At 72.1% G+C, this 15,525-nt stretch carries 15 protein-coding genes; 10 read left to right on the top strand and 5 right to left on the bottom strand.

The genetic code is table 11. The features are described 5' to 3' along the window. The first annotated feature begins 301 nt into the window (after window positions 1-301). From AMK27_RS20170 to AMK27_RS20140, 7 genes are all read left to right on the top strand, one after another. Entirely contained in the window at window positions 302-1,819 is a 1,518-nt protein-coding gene (locus tag AMK27_RS20170) for an alpha/beta fold hydrolase (RefSeq protein WP_073910017.1), read from the top strand. Continuing rightward, window positions 1,809-2,369, top strand: coding sequence for a hypothetical protein (locus tag AMK27_RS20165; RefSeq protein WP_073910014.1), 561 nt, complete (start codon window positions 1,809-1,811; stop codon window positions 2,367-2,369). The genes AMK27_RS20170 and AMK27_RS20165 overlap by 11 nt, the downstream gene beginning before the upstream one ends. After that, window positions 2,366-2,938 (top strand): CypD family RiPP peptide-cysteine decarboxylase, encoded by a 573-nt coding sequence (locus tag AMK27_RS20160; protein WP_073910011.1) that lies wholly within the window; start codon window positions 2,366-2,368, stop codon window positions 2,936-2,938. The genes AMK27_RS20165 and AMK27_RS20160 overlap by 4 nt, the downstream gene beginning before the upstream one ends. Continuing rightward, complete coding sequence (locus AMK27_RS20155) at window positions 2,931-3,668, top strand: class I SAM-dependent methyltransferase (protein ID WP_073910008.1); 738 nt, start codon at window positions 2,931-2,933, stop codon at window positions 3,666-3,668. The genes AMK27_RS20160 and AMK27_RS20155 overlap by 8 nt, the downstream gene beginning before the upstream one ends. Beyond that, window positions 3,665-4,297 (top strand): ABC transporter ATP-binding protein, encoded by a 633-nt coding sequence (locus AMK27_RS20150; protein ID WP_073910005.1) that lies wholly within the window; start codon window positions 3,665-3,667, stop codon window positions 4,295-4,297. Before AMK27_RS20155 ends, AMK27_RS20150 begins: the two co-directional genes overlap by 4 nt. Beyond that, window positions 4,294-5,841 carry a hypothetical protein gene (locus tag AMK27_RS20145; protein ID WP_073910002.1) on the top strand — a complete coding sequence of 516 codons (1,548 nt, stop codon included), beginning with the start codon at window positions 4,294-4,296 and terminating at the stop codon, window positions 5,839-5,841. The genes AMK27_RS20150 and AMK27_RS20145 overlap by 4 nt, the downstream gene beginning before the upstream one ends. Before the next feature lie 82 nt (window positions 5,842-5,923). Continuing rightward, entirely contained in the window at window positions 5,924-7,945 is a 2,022-nt protein-coding gene (locus AMK27_RS20140; RefSeq protein WP_073909999.1) for a thioredoxin domain-containing protein, read from the top strand. Window positions 7,946-8,021: 76 nt separating this feature from the next. Here AMK27_RS20140 and AMK27_RS20135 read toward each other — a convergent pair whose 3' ends face one another. The 3 genes from AMK27_RS20135 to AMK27_RS20120 all read right to left on the bottom strand — a co-directional run bounded on the left by AMK27_RS20135 (window position 8,022) and on the right by AMK27_RS20120 (window position 10,390). After that, window positions 8,022-8,429, bottom strand: a complete 408-nt coding sequence (locus tag AMK27_RS20135; protein WP_073909996.1) for a rodlin — start codon at window positions 8,427-8,429, stop codon at window positions 8,022-8,024. Window positions 8,430-8,523: 94 nt separating this feature from the next. After that, the gene (locus tag AMK27_RS20130; protein ID WP_073909993.1) at window positions 8,524-9,564 is read right to left on the bottom strand and encodes an LCP family protein; all 1,041 of its coding nucleotides are present in this window, start codon (window positions 9,562-9,564) and stop codon (window positions 8,524-8,526) included. Window positions 9,565-9,979: 415 nt separating this feature from the next. Beyond that, a complete protein-coding gene (locus tag AMK27_RS20120) occupies window positions 9,980-10,390 on the bottom strand; it encodes a rodlin (RefSeq protein WP_073909987.1) in 411 nt (136 codons plus the stop codon). Window positions 10,391-10,608: 218 nt separating this feature from the next. Here AMK27_RS20120 and AMK27_RS20115 point away from each other — a divergent pair, with 218 nt between their 5' ends. Together AMK27_RS20115 and AMK27_RS20110 are read left to right on the top strand one after the other, a co-directional pair. Then, a complete protein-coding gene (locus AMK27_RS20115) occupies window positions 10,609-11,022 on the top strand; it encodes a rodlin (RefSeq protein WP_073909984.1) in 414 nt (137 codons plus the stop codon). Between the two features lie 170 nt (window positions 11,023-11,192). After that, window positions 11,193-11,426: a chaplin gene (locus AMK27_RS20110; RefSeq protein WP_073909981.1), complete on the top strand. Its 234-nt coding sequence runs from the start codon at window positions 11,193-11,195 to the stop codon at window positions 11,424-11,426. A 70-nt stretch (window positions 11,427-11,496) separates the two neighbouring features. On the opposite strand, the gene AMK27_RS20105 is transcribed toward AMK27_RS20110, so the two are convergent. Both AMK27_RS20105 and AMK27_RS20100 read right to left on the bottom strand, forming a co-directional pair. Then, on the bottom strand, window positions 11,497-12,753 hold the full coding sequence (locus tag AMK27_RS20105; protein ID WP_073911821.1) for an FAD-dependent oxidoreductase: 1,257 nt from the start codon (window positions 12,751-12,753) through the stop codon (window positions 11,497-11,499). Window positions 12,754-12,779: 26 nt separating this feature from the next. After that, entirely contained in the window at window positions 12,780-14,141 is a 1,362-nt protein-coding gene (locus AMK27_RS20100; RefSeq protein WP_073909977.1) for a carboxylate--amine ligase, read from the bottom strand. Between the two features lie 158 nt (window positions 14,142-14,299). On the opposite strand from AMK27_RS20100, the gene AMK27_RS20095 reads away from it, so the two are divergent. Then, window positions 14,300-15,525, top strand: a 1,226-nt coding sequence (locus AMK27_RS20095; RefSeq protein WP_073911818.1) for a glycoside hydrolase family 26 protein, incomplete at its 3' end; no start/stop codon positions are given.

Here is a 15,525-nt window from a genome sequence, read left to right as displayed (position 1 = left end):
GGCGCGCGGTTCCGCAGCACTCACGACGGCGGCCAGGTATGCGACGGGGGAGACGGACAATCCGGTGAAATGGAAGTGGCTGGGGCAGCGCGCCTCGAATGCGAAAGGCGCCCAGGAAGCAGCCGATCGCGTATTTCTTCCGATTGCGGTCGGACAGGCACTGGCGGCCGCGGAGACCCTTTTCCTCCGTGAAGAATTCGAAGAGGACGGATATCTGAGGGGTACATCGGCCCAGCAGTATCCGAAAGGAACACTGCGCCACCGGATAGGCCGCGTACTCGACCATCCGCGTACTCCGCGCGTGCTCGCCGGAGTGACCCTCGCCGCATCGGCGGGACTGGTGCTCGCCCGCGGCAACCGGAAGGCGCAGATCGCCGCCGCGGCGGTCATCGGGACCTGCAACCGGCTGAGCGAGATCCGCACCCCGTACGGGCGGGACGGCGCCGACCAGATGACGGCGGTCATCACGCAGTACCGCGCCCTCACCGCGCTGATTCCCGACCAGCGGCTCTCCGACGACCTCTTCCTGCGCGCGGTCAACTTCCAGGCCGGGCTGAGCTACGCGGTCTCGGGAATCTCCAAGGCCTTCGGCAGCAGCTGGGTCCAGGGCGACGCCCTGCTCGAAGTCCTGCAGACGGAGGCGTACGGCCGGGGACCCGCCGCGGCGATCCTGCGCAGGTACCCGCGGCTCTGCCGCGCCCTCACCGTCGGCACGGTGGTGTGGGAGACGGCCTTCCCGCTCGTCTACCTACTGCCGCGCAAGCAGGCCTCCTATGCGCTCACGGCCGTCAAGGGCTTCCACATCGGCGTGGCGACGGCCATGGAACTGCCCCGCTTCGTCTGGGGGTTCTTCGGCTCCCACGGAGCCGTCGGCTACGTCCTGGACACCCGCGGCGCACCCCGGACCTTCGAGAAGGCCGTCCTCGGCATCGCCGGCGGCGCCGTCCTCACGAGCGCGCTGATCGCCCGCGAGAAGCGCCGGGTCGCCGAGCAGCGCCGGCTCGGCCCCAAGGGCGCCGCGCGGCTGCGCCACGGCGACGGCGAGGTGGAGTACCGGGTGGACCGCCCCGAGGAGGGGACTCCCTCCCGTGCGGTGATCGTCCTGGAGTGCGGCCTCGGGCAGTCCTTCGAGTCGTGGGAGTGGGTCGCGGCGAGCCTGGCCGAGCAGCACACGGTCATCCGCTACCACCGTTCCGGATACGGCCTCACGACGTCCCGCGCGGCCGACGGCGAGCTGCTCGCCGCCGTGCTCGACGAGGTCGGCGCCGAGGGGCGGATCGTGGTGGCCACCCACTCGATCGGATCGCTGAGCGCGGCCTCGTACCTGGGCGAGGAGCCCTTCGCGGGCCGCGTCGACCGGCTGATCGTGGTTGACGGCACCGACCCGGTGCTGCTGGACGAGGACCGCACGGACCGCAGGCGGCTCGGCCGCTTCCTCCAGGCGCAGCTCTACACGCTCGTCGCGGCGCTCACCGGGATCTACGAGTGGGCCCCCAACGCGGTGGAACGGCAGGCGGGCTACACGCCCGACGTCCAGTACAGCCACGTGCAGTTCGTGTTCTCGCCGAGGAACGTCGTGAACTCGGTCCGCGAGTACCGCCGTATGCGCACCGAGGGCGCGGTGGACCGGCTCGCCGCGGTCGACTCGGTCCTGGTCGTCGCCTCGGACGAGTACGCGGACCAGCAGGCGGTGCTGGCCGAGAAGCTCGGGGCGAAGTTCGAGGTGGTACGCGGCTCCGCGCACCGGTCGATCATCGGGTACCGGGAGCACGCCGAACAGGTCGAGGGCGCTATCAGAAGGTTCATGGATGCTTACTGACCGGATCAAGGGCGGGGCGGCGACCGTCGCGGTCGGTGCGCTCGCGGCGCACCTGGTCGCGACCGTGCTGCAGAACACCCCCGACTCGTACAACCAGGACATGCGCACGTTCACGGGCGGCTGGCCCGTTCCCGGCTGGCGGTTCTTCGCGCCCAACCCGGGTGTGCAGAACGTGCACCTGCTGGTGCGGGAGACCACCGACGACGGTCCGACGCCGTGGCGCGACGTGACCCCCGTCGTGCCGCACGGCTGGACGCAGGTGCTGTACAACCCGCGGAGCCGCGGACCCAAGGCGCTCTTCGACGCCATGCAGCAGCTCTCCATCATGAGCGCGAACCAGGCCGACTTCTCCTGGGTCACCCAGAGCCTGCCGTACGACCTGGTGCTCGCGGCGAGCCGCGCCGCGGTGGGCGACGACGCACGGGCACTGCAGTTCCTGCTGATGAACGTGTTTCCCAGCGCGCCCGCGGACCAGCGGATGAAGCCGATCCTCACCTCCGAGTGGATCCCCCTCGGTACCGCCCGCCGGCCGGCGGGAGCCGGCGCGTGAACGTGGAGAAGTTCGAGGGCGCGGAGCTGCACGTCCATGTCACGGGCTCCATCAGCGCGGCGCTCGTGCCGTGGTGGATCCACTGGCTCAGGGAGTTCCAGCCGGAACTGGTCGTCAACGTGTCGGTGACGCCCGCCGCCTCGCGGTTCCTGGCGGTCCGGGCGCTCCGCCACCTGGCCAACGGCGCGGTGTGGGTGGACTCCTGGGACGACCCGGACGTGCCCCGCGAGGTCAACTCGGGGAAGAGCGGCGCCTCCGAGTGCTTCCTCGTCTTCCCCGCCACGCTGGACACCGTGATGCGCCTGGCGCAGGGGCGCGCGGACTCGCCCGCCCTCATGATGCTCCAGCTGACCGACGCGCCCCTCGTGATCGCGGACACGTTCCCGGGGACCAACGAGATCGTCGAGAACAACGTGCGGAACCTCAAGCTCCGCCCGAACGTCGAGTTCGCGCCGCGGGTCAACGGCGTACGCGCGAGCAACCGGCAGACGGCCGAGGTGGGGTTCAACCTGCCGGGTGCCCTCGCCGTGGCCAACAGGATGCGGAAGGAAGGGCGTTCCGGTGAGTGACCCGAGCGTGTACGACGAGACGGCGATCGAGGCGTACGACCTGGTGTCGTCGATGCTCTCCCCGGGGGCCGGGCTCGTCGCCTGGGTGTCCTCGCACCGCCCCCTCGACGGGCGGACCGTGCTCGACCTGGGCTGCGGCACGGGGGTGTCCTCGTTCGCGCTCGCCGAGGCCGGAGCGCGGGTCGTGGCGGTCGACGCCTCGCGGCCGTCCCTGGACATGCTGGAGAAGAAGCGTCTCGACCGCGCTGTCGAGGCGGTGGAGGGCGACTTCCGCGACCTCCGCCTCGACTCCGCGTTCGACGTCGTCACGATGTCCCGGAACACCTTCTTCCTCGCCCAGGAGCAGGAGGAGAAGATCGAGCTCCTGCGCGGTGCCGCCCGGCACCTGAAGCCGGGCGGCGCGGTCTTCCTCGACTGCACCGACCCCGCCGAGTTCCAGCGCGCGGGCGGCGACGCGCAGTCGGTCACCTACCCGCTCGGCCGGGACCGGATGGTGACGGTGACCCAGACCGCGGACCGCGCGGGCCAGCATGTCCTGAGCATCTTCCTGGTCCAGGGCGCGCAGACGCTCACCGCGTTCCACGAGCAGGCCACCTGGGCTACGCTGGCCGAGATCCGGCTGATGGCACGGATCGCGGGTCTGGAGGTGACGGGCGTCGACGGGTCGTACGCGGGAGAGCCCTACACCGCGCGCTCGCGGGAGATGCTGGTCGTTCTGGAGCGGCAGTGAGCGAAGTACCGGCGATCGCCGCGGAGGACGCCTCGGTCGTCCTGGACGGGACCACCCTCCTCGCGCCGACCACGTTCGAGGTGAAGCCCGGCGAGTTCTGGTGCCTCACCGGCAGCAACGGCTCCGGGAAGACGACCCTGTTGCGGGCCTTCCTGGGCAGCCGGAGGCTGACGGACGGCGCCGTCCTCGTCCGCGGCGAGACCGTCGACATGGCCAGGCCCCGGCACCGGCGCCTGATCGCCTCGCTCGTCGAACCGATCCCCGTCGCCCGTGACATGACGCTCCGCGAGCAGGTGACCCTGGTCGCCGCCTCCTGGTACGGCAACACCGCGGAGACCGCCGAGCGCGCCGACGAGATCGTCGGGCGACTGGGGCTCACGGCGCTGGGCACCCGCTTCCCCTCCCAGCTCTCCTCCGGCCAGCTCCAGCTCTTCAACCTCGCGCTGACCCTGGTCCGGCCCGCCGACGTCATCCTGCTCGACGAACCCGAGCGGCACCTCGACACCGACCGCGTCGACCTCGTCGCCGCCCTGCTCTCCGAGCGCGCCGAGCAGGGCACGTCGTTCCTGGTCGCCACCCATGAGGCCGCCATGGTGGAAGCCTGCGACGGCCTCATGGAGCTGGGATGACCACGGACAGCATCACCGCCGTCGAGGCCGGCCCCAGGGACCGCGTCCACGCGGTCCGGCACCGGTACGCCCACCGCGGCGACCGCGCCACGGTGCAGGACTGGGCGTACACCCTCTACCTCAGCGTCATCCTCGGCGCCGTCTACGTGGCGCCCGTCGTCTACCTGGTGCGAACCACGGAGGCCCTGGTCTCCCTGCCGACCGCCGAGGCGGCGACGCCGGTGGCGTGCCTGGTCGCGGCGGCGGTGGTCGGCGGCGCCCAGCTCACCGGCCGGTTCTGGGGACCGCTGGTGCTCAAGCCGTTCCTGCTGCACGTGTTCATGTCGACGGACCTGTCCCCGACGGACTACCTCGGCACGATCGCCCGTCGCCGGCTCGCGTACGCGGGACTCGGCACGCTCCTGGCGGTCTGCACGGCGACATTCCTCACGACCGACCTGTTCGACCGGCCGGGCAGCGCACTGCTGCCGCAGACCCTGGCCGTCGCCGTGGGCATCGGCGCCGTCGCCCCCGCGGCATGGCTGTGGGGCCAGGTCCGGACGGTGCGCGAGAACGTGCTGCTCGCCACCGCCGTGGCGGGCGCGGCGGCCGCCACGGCCCTGCTCGGCAGCTCCTCCCTCCTGGGCGGGAACGGCCCGTGGCTCGTCACCGGCGTCCTCGCGGCCGCCGCCGTCCTGCTCGGCCGGTCCGCCTTCCGGTCCGTCCGTACGGTCGACCTCGCCCGGCTCGCCCGCGAGTCGGCGCGCGCCGCCGAGGCCCAGACGTTCGCCTGGACCGGCACCCTCCACCACGCGCTCGACCTGTACCGCCCGCAGCCGCGCGGGCTCACCTCCGCCCTCACCCGCCCCGACGGGCGGCTCCGCGGCCACCTCGCCCAGGGCGCGGTCCGCGCGGTCCGCACCCGGGGCCGGGCGATCGCGGCCGCGGTGTTCCTGCCGGCCGGCGGCGCCCTGCTGACGCTCGGCGTCGCCGCACCGGACGCCCGGCTCGCGACCCTGTCCTGGACGGCCGGCGCGGTCGGCGTCTACCTGGGGTCCGGGTGGGTCGGCGAGAGCTGGCGCGGACTGCGCGACGAGCTGACCCTGGCCCCGCTGCTCGGCGAATGGTGGGGCGGGATGCTCGCCCGCACCCTGGCCTGGCCGGTCGTCGCCGTGGCCGTCCCGGTGGGCCTCGCGAGCGCCGTCACCCTCCTGGCCGGCCGCCCGCCCCAGGGCGGACCGGCCGACGCGGTGCTGCTCACGGCGGGGTCTGCGGTCCTCGTGCTGGGCGCCAGGTTCCTGCGCGAGATGAAGATGAACCTGCCCGTCGAACTGCTGCTCCCCCTCATCACACCGCTGGGCGACCTCTCCGCCCTCCGCGTCTTCGTCTGGCAGTTCGACGGACTCGTCGTCGTCCTGGCCGGCGTCCTCGTCATGAACGGGATGCCGTCCGCGTCCGGCGCGGCCCTGGTGGCCCTGGCCGCGGCCGCCTGCTGCGTCTGGGCGGGCCTGCGCCGCACCGGCTGGTCCCTCCGCTCCCTCGCCACCCGCCTCCGGCGGGCGTAGCGACGCCCCGCGGGAGCCGACCCCGCTCCGCCTGGGGCAGGGGTCCCGCGTGGCTCCGGGGCGGCAGGGCAGGATGGACACCATGGCGAACCGACTGGCCCATGAGACCTCCCCGTACCTCCTTCAACACGCCGACAACCCGGTCGACTGGTGGCCGTGGTCGGCCGAGGCCTTCGAGGAGGCCCGGCGCCGCGACGTCCCCGTGCTGCTCAGCGTCGGATACAGCTCCTGCCACTGGTGCCACGTCATGGCGCACGAGTCCTTCGAGGACGACGCCACCGCGGCCCTGGTCAACGAGAACTTCGTCGCCGTCAAGGTCGACCGCGAGGAGCGCCCCGACGTCGACGCCGTCTACATGGAGGCCGTGCAGGCCGCCACCGGCCAGGGCGGCTGGCCGATGACCGTCTTCCTCACCCCGGACGCGGCCCCCTTCTACTTCGGTACGTACTTCCCGCCCGAGCCCCGCCACGGCATGCCCTCCTTCCCTGAGGTCCTGGAGGGCGTCAAGGGCGCCTGGGCCGACCGGCGCGACGAGGTCGGCGAGGTCGCGGAGCGCATCGTGAAGGACCTCGCGGGCCGGTCCCTCGCGTACGGCGGCGACGGCGTCCCCGGCGAGGAGGAACTCGCCCAGGCCCTCCTCGGTCTGACCCGCGAGTACGACGCGACCCGCGGCGGCTTCGGCGGTGCCCCCAAGTTCCCGCCGTCGATGACCCTGGAGTTCCTGCTCCGCCACCACGCCCGTACCGGCTCCGAGGGCGCCCTCCAGATGGCCGCCGACACCTGCGAGGCGATGGCCCGCGGCGGCATCTACGACCAGCTCGGCGGCGGCTTCGCCCGGTACGCCGTCGACCGCGCCTGGGTCGTGCCCCACTTCGAGAAGATGCTGTACGACAACGCCCTGCTCTGCCGGGTGTACGCGCATCTGTGGAAGGCCACCGGCAGCGACCTGGCCCGCCGGGTCGCCCTGGAGACCGCCGACTTCATGGTCCGCGAACTGCGCACCCCCGAGGGCGGTTTCGCCTCCGCGCTGGACGCGGACAGCGACGACGGTACGGGCCGGCACGTCGAGGGCGCCTACTACGCGTGGACGCCCGACCAGCTCACCGAGGTCCTCGGCGCGGAGGACGCCGCCCTCGCCGCCGCCCACTACGGCGTCACCGAGGACGGCACCTTCGAGCACGGCAGCTCCGTCCTCCAGCTCCCGCAGGAGGCCGGTCCGGCCGACGCCGACAGGATCGCCTCGATCGCCGCCCGGCTCCTCGCCGCCCGCGAGGAGCGCGAGCGTCCGGGCCGCGACGACAAGGTCGTCGCCGCCTGGAACGGTCTCGCGATCGCCGCGCTCGCCGAGACCGGCGCCCTCTTCGACCGCCCCGACCTCGTCGAGCGCGCCACCGAGGCCGCCGACCTCCTCGTCCGGGTCCACATGGACGAGTCCGCCCGCCTCACCCGCACGTCCAAGGACGGCCGGGCCGGCACCAACGACGGTGTCCTGGAGGACTACGCCGACGTCGCCGAGGGCTTCCTCGCCCTCGCCGCCGTCACCGGCGAGGGCGCCTGGCTCGACTTCGCCGGCTTCCTCCTGGACCTCGTCCTGGACCGCTTCACCGCCGAGGGCGGCGCCTTCTACGACACGGCCCACGACGCGGAGACGCTGATCCGCCGCCCGCAGGACCCCACGGACAACGCCGCCCCGTCCGGCTGGACCGCCGCCGCCGGCGCCCTGCTCTCGTACGCCGCGCACACCGGCTCGGACGCCCACCGGGCCGCGGCCGAGGGCGGTCTCGGCGTCGTCAAGGCACTCGGCCCGCGCGCGCCCCGCTTCATCGGCTGGGGCCTGGCCGTCTCCGAGGCCCTCCTCGACGGGCCCCGGGAGATCGCCGTGGTGGGCGCCCCCGGTGACGCCGTCTTCCAGGAACTGCGCCGCACCGCGCTCCTGGCGACCGCCCCCGGCGCGGTCCTCGCCTTCGGCGCCCCCGACAGCGAGGAGTTCCCGCTCCTGAAGGACCGTCCGCCGGTGGCCGGTGGTCCCGCCGCGTACGTGTGCCGTCACTTCACCTGTGACGCGCCGGTCACCGACCCGGAGGCGCTCCGCCGGAAGCTCTGAGCCCTCTGGAAAGGGGACGGCCCCGCAACCCCTCCGAGGAGGGGCGGCGGGGCCGCGCCGTGCCGTGCGTCGTCGCTCAGCTGTTGCCGGCGCCGTTGCCGGACAGCACGGGGATGTCGCTGAGGATGTGCGAGAGCGGCTCGTCACCCTTGGCCTGGGTGGAGTTCTCGGTGCACTGCTGGTTCTGCGGGGAGGACAGGACGTTGACGTCCTGGACCGCGATCGGGACGAGGCCGACCAGCGAACCGGCGTTGACCTTGGCCGGCAGGCCGACGCAGGGCTTGTTCAGGGAGCCCTGAACGAGCGCGAACTGCGGGCTCATGTTGCCGTGGGTGGCGGAGTTGCCGAACTCCTGGTGGGCGCCGTTGCCGCTGAGCGACGTGGTGCCACCGTCGTCGGCGATGGCGAGCGCCTGTCCGGCACCCGCCGCCGTCGCGCCGAGCACCGACGCGGCCACAGCAGCCGTAGCCAACAGCTTCTTCATTGTTCAGGCCTTTCGGATCGTGGCCCGCTGAGTGCCGAGCCGTGCTGATCAACTGGTCAGCGGTGCGGAGGTTCCGCGAAGTCCACCGGACGGACTACGGGCAGATGAGCGAAGCCCCCGGCGCCGGCCGGTAGGTGGCGGCGGAGACCTGGCTGGGCGCGACCTCGTCCGCCGCCGGCAGCGGCCGGTCCTCGCGCAGCCGCCGGAAGACCTCGGCCGCCCCCTCCTCGTCCCAGGCGACGGTGGACCCGACACCGGCGATGACCGGGTGGAAGCCGCGTACGGGCACGGTGGCGAACTCCGTACGGTCCGGGCGCAGGTTCCGCAGCCGCCAGGCGAGCCGGACCAGCTCGGGCGCGGTGATCCCGCGTGCGGTCGCGCCCGTCCCGCGCAGGGTCTCCGCGAGTTCCTTCAGCCGGCCGGGGTGGTGGAGGACGTCCTCGCGGAGCCGCTCCAGGGTGTTCACCACGAACTTCTGCTGCTTCCGGATGCGGCCGAAGTCCATCTGCCCGTCGGCCTTCCGCGACCGCACGTACTGGAGCGCCTCGCCGCCGCCGACCGGCCTGGTCCCGGGCTGCAGGTCGATGCCGGTGGCCGGGTCCTTGAGGGCCTTCTCCGTACAGATGGGGACGCCGCCGTCGACGCGGTCCACGGTGTCCATGAAGCGCCGGAAGTCGATCTCCAGGTAGCGGTGGACGGGCAGCCCCGTCATCGACTCGACGGTCTCCACGGCGAAGGCGGAGCCGCCTTCCGACCAGGCTCCGTTGATCTTCGCCTGGTGGGCGGCGTGCAGCTTTCCGGTGCGCCGGTCGCGGTGCCGGTCGGGGAAGGAGGTGAGCGAGTCGCGGGGCAGGCTCACCACGTCGACGCGGTCGTTCCCGGCCGAGACGTGCACGAGCATCATGACGTCCGTGCAGTCGCACTCCTTCCCGCCGAGCCGGAAACGTTCCTTCTCCGCCGCGGTGAGCCCCTTGCGGCTGTCGATGCCGACCACGAGGAGGTTCAGCCCCTGTGCGGGGGCGGGGAGACCGGTGGGGGCGGCGGCGAGGGCGCCGGGGGCGAGGGCGGCGACGGCGGCGAGCACCGCCGGGACGAGCAGCGGACGTCGGGGGCGCCGTGATCGCGGGAATTTCATGCCCGCACGGTAATTCGATCACTCTCGCACACAGATACGCGACGCGACATGAACAGGACGAATCACTCTCCCGCGACGCCTGTGGAATGATGCGGGAATCGCAGCGGAAGGAGCGAAGATGGCGCCGGATCCCGGGAAATGGGAACGGATGGCCTTCATTCCGAAGAGCCGATATGTGAGCGACCCGGCCCCGGCCGACCGCACACCTTTCCCCCTCTATTCCTCACTCGTGACCCAGTGGGTGCAGGCGGGCCGGACGGTGCCGGGGATGCCCGACCGCGAGTGGGAGCGCCTGATGGCGACCCCGGTCTGGCCGACCTGGTAGCGACGGGCCGGCCCGGTACGGAGCAGACGAAAGGGGCCGCCCCGGAGGGCGGCCCCTGACGTGTGGACGTCGTCGCGCGAAGGCGGGACGTCAGTTGTTGCCGACGCCGTTGCCCGAGAGGATCGGGATGTCGTCCAGGATGTGCGAGAGCGCCTCGTCACCCTTGGCCTGGGTGGAGTTCTCGGTGCACTGCTGGTTCTGCGGGGAGGACAGGACGTTGATGTCCTGGACCGCGATCGGGATGGCCCCGATGAGCGAACCGGCGTTGACCTTGGCCGGCAGGCCGATGCACGGCTTGTTCAGCGAGCCCTGGACCAGCGCGAACTGGGGGCTCATGTTGCCGTACGTGGCGGAGTTGCCGTACTCCTGGTGGGCGCCGTTGCCGCTGAGCGACGTGGTGCCGCCGTCGTTGGAGATGGCGAGCGCGGGAGAGGCAACGGCGGCGGTGGCGCCGACGATGGAGACGGCTGCGGCCGCAGTGGCCATAACCTTCTTGATCACGGGAGTTCCCTTCTAGAACCGGCTCCGTGCAGGGAGCTGCCTGATCAACTGGCTCTGGACGCAAGGGTTCCGCTGTGTCACCCCCTTGGCGGAGCGCACTCGGCAGCGCTAAACGAGGGGCCAGTCGAACGGGTGAAGCGCCGGAACCTCGGCCCCCGCGCGCAGTTGATCCCGTCGCATCAATCACGTCGATTGGTGGGAACAGGAACGGAATCACCGTGATCAAGAAGATTATGGCGGCTGCGGCTGTGACGGCCTCTGTTGTCGGCGCTTCTGCTGCGGCGGCCTCCCCGGCGCTCGCCATCGCCGACGACGGCGGCACCACCTCGCTCAGCGGCAACGCCGCGAGCCAGTCGTTCGGCAACTCCAAGACCGTGGGCGACATGAGCCCCCAGTTCTCGGCCGTCCAGGGCTCGCTGAACAAGCTCTGCCTCGGCGTCCCGGTCAAGGGCAACGTCGGCTCGGTCGTCGGCGTCCTCGTCCCGGTCGCGGTCCAGGACATCAACGTCCTCTCCTCCCCGCAGAACCAGCAGTGCGCGGAGAACTCCACCCAGGCCAAGGGTGACGAGCCGCTGTCGCACCTCCTGGAGGACATCCCGGTCCTCTCCGGGAACGGCGCCTACAACGGCTGATCCGTCGCGCGCACGACAGGGCCGGAGGGAACGATCGCGTTCCCTCCGGCCCTGTCCGTGCGCGCAATGGAGTGAAAGAACGGAACTCGTCGATTTCGCGGGTTTCCTTTGCACGACATGATCGTTGTGTTGCGTGAAAAGTGTTCCGCCACCGAAAGGATGCAGACGAAATGAACTGTAAGAAGGCTGCTGCCGTCGTCGCCGGAATCATCATGGCCATGGGTGCGGCGACCCCCGCCTTCGCCGACGCGGGCGCCGAGGGAATCGCCGTCGGTTCGCCGGGCGTCCTCTCCGGCAACGTCGTCCAGATCCCGATCCACGTGCCGATCAACGTCTGCGGCAACAGCGTGAACGTCATCGGTGCGCTGAACCCGGCCGCGTTCAACACCTGCGCCAACGTCTGAGCCCTCCGCGGCACGCAGACACAGGGGCCGGCCCCGGGAGAGCGTCCGCTCCCCGGGGGCCGGCCCTCGCTCATGCCGAGACCGGCGCCTTCCCGCCCGTACGCGGCCGGCCCACCGCCCCGCCCCGGGCCCCCGTCCGCAACCGCCGCCGCACCCCGCGCACCAGACGCCCCGCCGTGTACTCCGCGCCGAAGACGAACCGCATCGACGGACCGTACGAAGGAGCGGTGAGCAGCCCGGCCAGGAACAGGCCCGGCCACGAGGACTCGAAGAGACGGCCGACCTCCGGGGCGCCGCCCGCGCCGACCGTCCGCAACGCGCCGCGCAGCTCGGGCGAGAGCACACCGGCCCGGTCCAGGCTCGGGGTGAACCCGGTGGCCGCGACGACATGGTCGGTCTCCAGGACCGCGGCCCCCTCCGGCCCGGTCACGTCGAGCCGCAGCCGCCCGTCCCCCGTCACCGCCGCCGCGGTGATCCGCTGCCCGAGGCGTACGTCCCCGACCGCGGCGAACCGCTCCCGCAGCCACCAGGCACCCGCCGGGCCGAGCGCCGAGTCGAAGATCCGCTCACGCGTCCCGGCCGGCAGCCGGCGGAAGACGCCCGGGGAGTCCGCGTACAGCTTGTTCCGCCAGCCGCAGCCGAGCCCCGTGTGCGGCGCGCGCACGCTCGGCCACGGGCCCCGGTCGAGGGCCGGGGGCAGCGTGTTCCAGTTCAGCCGGTCCGCGCGGGCGAGGATCCGTACGGTCGCGGCGCCCCCCTCGACGAGGAGCGCGGCCGTCTCCAGTGCGGCCTGCCCGGCCCCGACGACGGTCACGTCCCGGCCGGCGAAGCGGTCCAGCTCCCCGTGGTGGCTGGAGTGGGTGACGTAATGCCGGGGCAGGCCCCGCAGCGGCCCCGGGATCTCCATGAACGGCAGGACGCCGACCGCCAGCGCCACCGTCCTCGCCCGCAGCGGCTCGCCGTCCTCGGCGCGCAGCTCGAAGCCGTCCGCGCCGGGCGCGACCGCGTCGATCAGCCGCTCGTCGAGCGCGGGCACCGCCTGCCGGGCGAACCAGTCGCCGTACGCGGCGAAGAAGTCCACCGGCAGCGGCACCCCGTGCGTGGCGCGCACCCCGCGCGTGGCGGCGTAGGCGTCCAGTCCGTAGGCCCGCTCCGGGTCGGAGAGGTGGGACGCCCAGGGCTCCGACTTCAGGAACATGCCCGAGGGCATCGCGTGCCAGGACTCCATCGAGCGGCCGAAGGTCCGCAGGCGCAGGCCGTGGGCGGCCGCGTGCGCGGCCACGGACAGACCGTACGGCCCGGCCCCGACGACCACCAGGTCGTACATCGACTTCGACATCGTGCCTTCCGCCTTCATCGTGGGGTGAGCTGCTGGGAGGAGCTGCGGGCCCGCGGCGTCGTCGGGCCCAGCGGCGGACGCGTCCGCAGGGAGCTGAGGAAGCGGCGCGCCGAGGCCACCGCCCTGCGCAGCAGGTGCCCGAACCAGGCGAGGCCCATCGCGAACGCCGGTGCCGGGTCGTCGGCCGCCCACCAGGCGTACTCGGTCCGCTGCGACGGGCCCTCGCACCCGGCACCGGCACCGGCACCGGTCCCGGCTCCGTCCGCGCGACGGCGGCGCGGGGAGGTGAGGAGCGACAGCGCCGCGTAGTTCTCGACCACGAACCGGCGGCCGCACGCGGGGGAGTGCGGCGGTACGGGACGCCCGGTGAGGTCCAGGTGGAGCGCCCGCACCACGTCCAGGCCGTCCGCGTCGGCGAAGAGCCGGAACTGCGCGCCGGGCCGGGGATTGAAGTCGAGCAGGTGGTACGCGCCCGTCGACCGGTTCATCCGGAAGTCCAGGTCGCACACGCCCCGGTAGCCGAGCGCCTCGAACAGCTCGCGGGCCGCCCGCTCGACGGCCGGGTTCGCCGCCCAGCGGCCCACCGCGGTGAGCCCGGCCCCGTCCGGCCAGGACCGCTCCTTGCGGCCCGTCGCCCCCGTCGTACAGCCGCCGTCCGCGGCCACGTAGCCGTGGAAGAACCAGTCCAGGTCACGGCCGGCCGGGAGGAGTTCCTGGAGCAGCAGCCGGCTGCCTGCCTCCGGGCTCCGGGCGTACAGCTCCCGCACCTCGGCGAGGGACCGCACGATCGAGGTGCTCCGCAGCCCGCCGCAGGCCGGAAGCAGCCAGGGACGGCTCCACTTGGCGACCACCGGCAGGCCGAGCGACCAGGCCATCGCGGCGGCCTCGTCGGATCCGGCGGGAAGTTCGGTACGGGGATGGGGCAGGCCGAGCTCCGCGCAGGTCTCGGCGAGCGCCGCCTTGTCCGCGACCTGCAGCAGCTGCTCCTCGGTCTGCTCGGGGAGCAGGAGGCGCGGGGAGAGCTCGGCGCGGCGGCGCGCCAGGGCGAGGGCGCTCACGTCGTCCAGGGGAAGCACGAGGAGGGGAGTTGACGCGGCGTCGGGTGCCCGCGCCGACTCCCCGTCGATCTCGTCCGCGTACCGGTGGAGGAGCGCGGTCAGCTCGTTGGCGGTGGGCGTCCCGGGACTCGCGCGGGTCGACCGGAGATATCGGGAGCGGGCGACCGGGCTGGTGCTCGATTCGATGACCGCGTGGACCGGAATTCCCGCCCGGCCCAGTGAGCGCGCGGCGCCGAGGGTGCCGTGATGGAAGGGATTCCGGTCGATCCGTACAAGGACGGTGGGAACGCTGGTGTCGAAACTCTGACGACGCAGCACGGCATGCCCTTCATCTCGGGGTGCCCCAACTGGGCGATCAAATCCTCTAATGGACTACTGATCAGGGGGAAGCCGAGTTCACGGTCGGCTCATTAGGAATACTTTCGGAGCATCGGATTGACGGATCATCAAAACGCGTACGACGCGAAGGAGCGGCCATGGCGGCTACACATCGGCGACCATCGAGAGTGTGGCTGGGGGTGTTCACCGCCGGTCTCCTCGCTTCGGGCTCAGTCGTGCTCGCGTCCCCCGCGCGCGCCTCCGAACCAGTAACGACGACGGACCCCGGACCGACTCTCTCCAGCGCCATGGGAGCCTTCCTCGACTCGGGCGACCTCGGGGTCGCCCGCATCGAGCAGCTGCAGCAGTGGCTCGGCGGGCGCGAACTCCGGGTCGGCCACACCTACCTCCCCGGCGACCTCTGGAAGAACATCGAGGGCCCGCCCGGCTTCCTCGACGCCTGGGCGGACTGGCGCAACGAGAAGGCCGACCGCCTGTTCGTCCTCAACGTCCCCATGCTGGAGCGCAACGAGGCCGGCGTCTCCGACGCCGAGGTCCGCCGCCAGCTCCAGCTCGGCGCCGCCGGGTACTTCGACCACCACTTCACGGCCCTCGCCGAGCGGCTCGTCCGGCTGCGGGCGGCCGACACGGTCGTCAACCTCGGCTGGGAGATGAACGGGACGACGTACACCCACCGCTGTGCGCCCGACCCGACCTCGTGGAAGAAGTACTGGAACCGGATCGTCACCGCGATGCGTGCCGTCCCCGGCCAGGAGTTCCGCTTCGACTTCAACCCGAGCCGCGGCCGCGATGCCGTTCCGTGGACCGAGTGCTATCCGGGCGACGACGTCGTCGACATCATCGGGATGGACTCGTACGACCAGCCTCGGGGATCGAGTTTCGACCAGCACGTCAGCGAACCGTACGGACTGCAGAAGCAGGTCGATTTCGCCGCCGAGCACGGAAAGGAGATCTCCTATCCCGAATGGGGGCTCTTCCGTAACGGCGACAACCCGGAATACATGCGGCGCATGCTGGAGTGGATGAAGCAGCACAAGCCGCTGTATCACACGATCACCGATTACTGCCCGCACGGCGTCTGGCAGTGCGACGACAATCCCCGGTCGTCGCAGACGTTCCGCCAGATGCTCTACGGCACGGAGCCGGAGCTCCCGACCCAGCCGACGGATCCGACGGACCCGGTCGACCCGACGGACCCGACGGACCCGACGTGGCCGACGGACCCCGTGGACCCGACGCTTCCCGAGCCGAAGCCTGAGCCGAAGCCTGAGCCGAAGCCTGAGCCGAAGCCGGAACCCAAGCCTGAGCCCAAGCCTGAGCCCAAGCCTGAGCCGAAGCCTGAGCCGAAGCCGGAACCCAAGCC

It is taken from the genome of Streptomyces sp. CB02009, from assembly GCF_001905825.1.
Lineage (GTDB): Bacteria > Actinomycetota > Actinomycetes > Streptomycetales > Streptomycetaceae > Streptomyces.
The sequence above is the reverse complement of the archived record's forward strand: the minus strand, read 5'-3'. Positions and strand labels throughout refer to the sequence as shown.

Excerpts from the sequence above, each read along its gene's own strand:
- AMK27_RS20165 (WP_073910014.1), top strand. The coding sequence starts at position 1,809 with ATGCTTACTGACCGGATCAAGGGCGGGGCGGCGACCGTCGCGGTCGGT.
- AMK27_RS20145 (WP_073910002.1), top strand. The coding sequence starts at position 4,294 with ATGACCACGGACAGCATCACCGCCGTCGAGGCCGGCCCCAGGGACCGC.
- AMK27_RS20140 (WP_073909999.1), top strand. The coding sequence starts at position 5,924 with ATGGCGAACCGACTGGCCCATGAGACCTCCCCGTACCTCCTTCAACAC.
- AMK27_RS20135 (WP_073909996.1), bottom strand. The coding sequence starts at position 8,429 with ATGAAGAAGCTGTTGGCTACGGCTGCTGTGGCCGCGTCGGTGCTCGGC.
- AMK27_RS20130 (WP_073909993.1), bottom strand. The coding sequence starts at position 9,564 with ATGAAATTCCCGCGATCACGGCGCCCCCGACGTCCGCTGCTCGTCCCG.
- AMK27_RS20110 (WP_073909981.1), top strand. The coding sequence starts at position 11,193 with ATGAACTGTAAGAAGGCTGCTGCCGTCGTCGCCGGAATCATCATGGCC.
- AMK27_RS20105 (WP_073911821.1), bottom strand. The coding sequence starts at position 12,753 with ATGTACGACCTGGTGGTCGTCGGGGCCGGGCCGTACGGTCTGTCCGTG.